This is a genomic window from Corallococcus sp. 4LFB (genome assembly GCF_046520365.1).
GTDB lineage: Bacteria > Myxococcota > Myxococcia > Myxococcales > Myxococcaceae > Corallococcus > Corallococcus caeni.
On the sequence record NZ_JBKGHJ010000703.1, the window covers coordinates 1 to 3,294 of the forward strand.

1 protein-coding gene is annotated in these 3,294 nt (G+C 69.6%); it reads right to left on the bottom strand.

Features of this window, described 5'->3' with window-relative positions:
- The coding region (locus ACLEQD_RS39835) for an amino acid adenylation domain-containing protein (RefSeq protein WP_410391144.1) at window positions 1–3,294 on the bottom strand (3,294 nt) is incomplete at both ends.

The window sequence follows — 3,294 nt, forward strand, 5'->3', positions numbered from 1 at the left end:
CCAGCGAGTGGCCTTCGCGCGCGGTGACGTAGCCGATGAGGCGCTTGTCGGCGGCCTCACCCCTGGCGACGACGACAGCGTCCTTGAGGCCCGGTGCACGGCGGAGGGCCGCTTCGATTTCGCCCAGCTCGATGCGGAAGCCACGCACCTTTACCTGGAAGTCGATGCGGCCGAGGTACTCCAGCCGCCCGTCCACGCGGTAGCGGACGCGGTCGCCCGTGCGGTACATGCGGCCACCTGGAGGGCCGTAGGGCTCCGGCACGAAGCGCTCCGCGGTGAGCTCCGGCCGCAGCAGGTAGCCGCGCGCCTGGCCTTCGCCCGCGAGATACAGCTCACCCGCGACACCCACGGGCACCGGCTGCAACGAAGCATCCAGCACGTGGGCCCGCGTGGCGGGCAGAGGCCTGCCGATGAGGGGCACCTCGTCACGGCCGACGAGTGAGGCGGTGGAGTAGGTGGTGTCCTCGGAGGGCCCGTAGAGGTTGTAGAGCTTCTCTACCGTCGGGACGGCGTAGACCTGCCTGGCCAACGTCTCCGGCAGGGCTTCACCGGCAAGGTTGACGACGCGCACGGTGGGCGGCACCGCATTCAGGCGCAGCAGTTGCGCCATGGCGGAGGGCACCGTGTTGACGAGGGTGACATGGGAAGCGGTGGGCAGCTCCGCCAGGTGCAGCGCGTTGCGCGCCACTACGACCGCGCCGCCACTGCTCAACGGGGCGAAGAGCTCGAAGACGGAGAGGTCGAAGTTGAGGCTCGTCGCGGCGAGGGTGCCCTTCAACTCCTCCGGGGTGAACGTCGCCAGGGCCCAGTGGAGGAAGGAGACAGCGTTGCCGTGGGAGATGGCGACGCCCTTGGGACGGCCGGTGCTGCCGGACGTGTAGATGAGGTAGGCGAGGTGCCCGGCGTGGATGTCCACCTCGGGCGCCGTGGTGGGCTGCTTCGCCAACTCCGCATCCGAGTCCAGGCACACCGCTGTGGCCGACGTCTCGGGCAGTGCAGACAGAAGATGCGAATGGGCAACAAGGGCGGGGCCCTGGGCGTCCTCCAGCAACCACCCCAGGCGCTCACGCGGGTAGCTGGGGTCCAGCGGCACATACGCACCACCGGCCTTGAGAATGCCGAGCGCACCGATGACGAGGTCCTCGGTGCGTTCAACGCACAAGCCCACGCGGACCTCGGGCCCGACGCCCAGGCCACGCAGACGGTGGGCGAGCTGATTCGCCTTCGCGTCCACCTCGCGGTACGTCAGCTGCCGCTCGGGCGTGATGACAGCCAGCGCGTCCGGTGTGCGGCGCACCTGGGCCTCCACCATCGCGGGGATGCTCGGCTCGCGAATCGCGGGTGCTGCTTCCGGGTTCCAGTCGACCAGGAGTTGCTGGCGCTCGGAGTCGGTGAGCAGGGGCAGGTCGCTCAGCCGCGTGCCCGGCTTCCGCGCGATGGCCTCCAGCAACACTCCGAAGTGCCCGGCCATCCGCTGGATGGTCGCCGCGTCGAACAGGTCCGTCGCGTACTCCAACGAACCGACCAGTCCCGTTTGAACCTCCTGCAGGGCCAGCGAAAGGTCGAACTTGGCGAAGTGGGCTTCCAGCGGCAGGGCCTGGAACGACAGGCCCGGCAGACGCAGCGCCTCGGTGGGCGTGTTCTGCAGGACGAACATGGCCTGGAAGAGCGGGCTGCGGCTCAGGTCCCGCGTGGGCTGCACGGCTTCGACGAGCTTCTCGAAGGGCAGGTGCTGGTGCTCGTACGCCGCGAACGTCGTGCCTCGCACCTGGGCGAGCAGCTCACGGAACGTCGCGCGCGGGTTCAGCTGGGCACGCAGGACGAGCGTGTTGACGAAGAAGCCGATGAGGCCCTCGGTCTCCGCCTGGGTGCGGCCCGCGATGGGCGAACCCACGCTGATGTCGTCCTGCGCGGAGTAGCGCGAGAGCAGCACCTGGAACGCCGCGAGCAGCACCATGAAGGGCGTGGCGCCCTCGCGTCCGGCCAGCGCCTTCAGCGCGTGAGACACCTCCGAGGGAATGCGCACCTCCACCGTCGCGCCCCGGTGCGACTGCACGGGCGGACGCGGATGGTCCGTGGGCAGCTCCAGCGCGGCGGGTGCTCCGGAGAGCTGCTGCTTCCAGTAGTGGATCTCCGCGTCCAGCGCCTCACCCTGGAGCCAGTTGCGCTGCCACGTCGCGAAGTCCGCGTACTGCACGGGCAGCGGTGTGAGCCCGGGCTCCTTTCCGTCATGGAATGCGGCGTACAGCGAGATGAGCTCGCGGACGAGGACGCCCATGGACCAGCCGTCGGAGACGATGTGATGCATCGTTACCAGCAGCAGGTGTGAGCCCTCGGCCAGGCGCACCAGCGCACTGCGCAGCAGGGGGCCCGTGGCGAGTCGGAAGGGGCGCCGGGCTTCCTCGTCGGCCAGCTTCCGGGCCTCGTTCTCGCGCTGATCCTCGGGCAGGGAGGAGAGGTCCGTGAGCGGCAGCGTCCATGCCGCCGGAGCATGGATCCGCTGCGTGGGCTGACCCTGATGCTCGTGGAAGGTGGTGCGCAGGGCTTCGTGACGGGCGACGAGCGCCTCGAAGGCGCGACGCAGGGCCTCCACATCCAGGTGTCCTGTGAGCTGGAGCGCCGCCGGGAGATTGTAGGACGCGTCCTCCGGCTGGAGCTGATCCAGCAACCACAGCCGCTGCTGAGCGAAGGACAGCGGCAGCGGGCCCTCGTGCGTGGCACGGGTGAGCTTGGGCGCATGCGTGCCCGCGGTCCCTTGCAGCCGCCCCGCCAGGGCTTCCACGGTGGAGGACTCGAAGAGGGCACGCAGCGGCAGCTCCACCCCAAGTTCCGCGCGCACGCGCGAGACCACCTGGGTGGCCAGCAGGGAGTGGCCACCCAGTTCGAAGAAGGAGTCCTTCACGCCCACCTGGGGCAGGCGAAGCACCTCCGCCCAGATGGACGCCAGCTTCGCCTCCGTCTCCGTGCGAGGTGCCTCGTAGGTGCTGCCTGACTGCGGCGCCTCCGGCTCCGGCAGAGCCTTGCGGTCCACCTTGCCGTTGGCGTTGAGGGGCATGGCGTCCAGCACCACGAAGGTGGAGGGCACCATGTACTCGGGAAGCCCCTGACGCAGCTGCGCCTTGAGGGCTTCGGCCTCCAGCGAGGCATCCGCCCTGGGCGCGACGTAGGCGACCAGCCGCTTGTCGGCGGCTTCGCCCTTGGCGACGACGACGGCGTCCTTGAGTCCCGGAGTGCGGCGAAGCGCCGCTTCGATTTCGCCCAGCTCGATGCGGAAGCCACGCACCTTCACCTGGA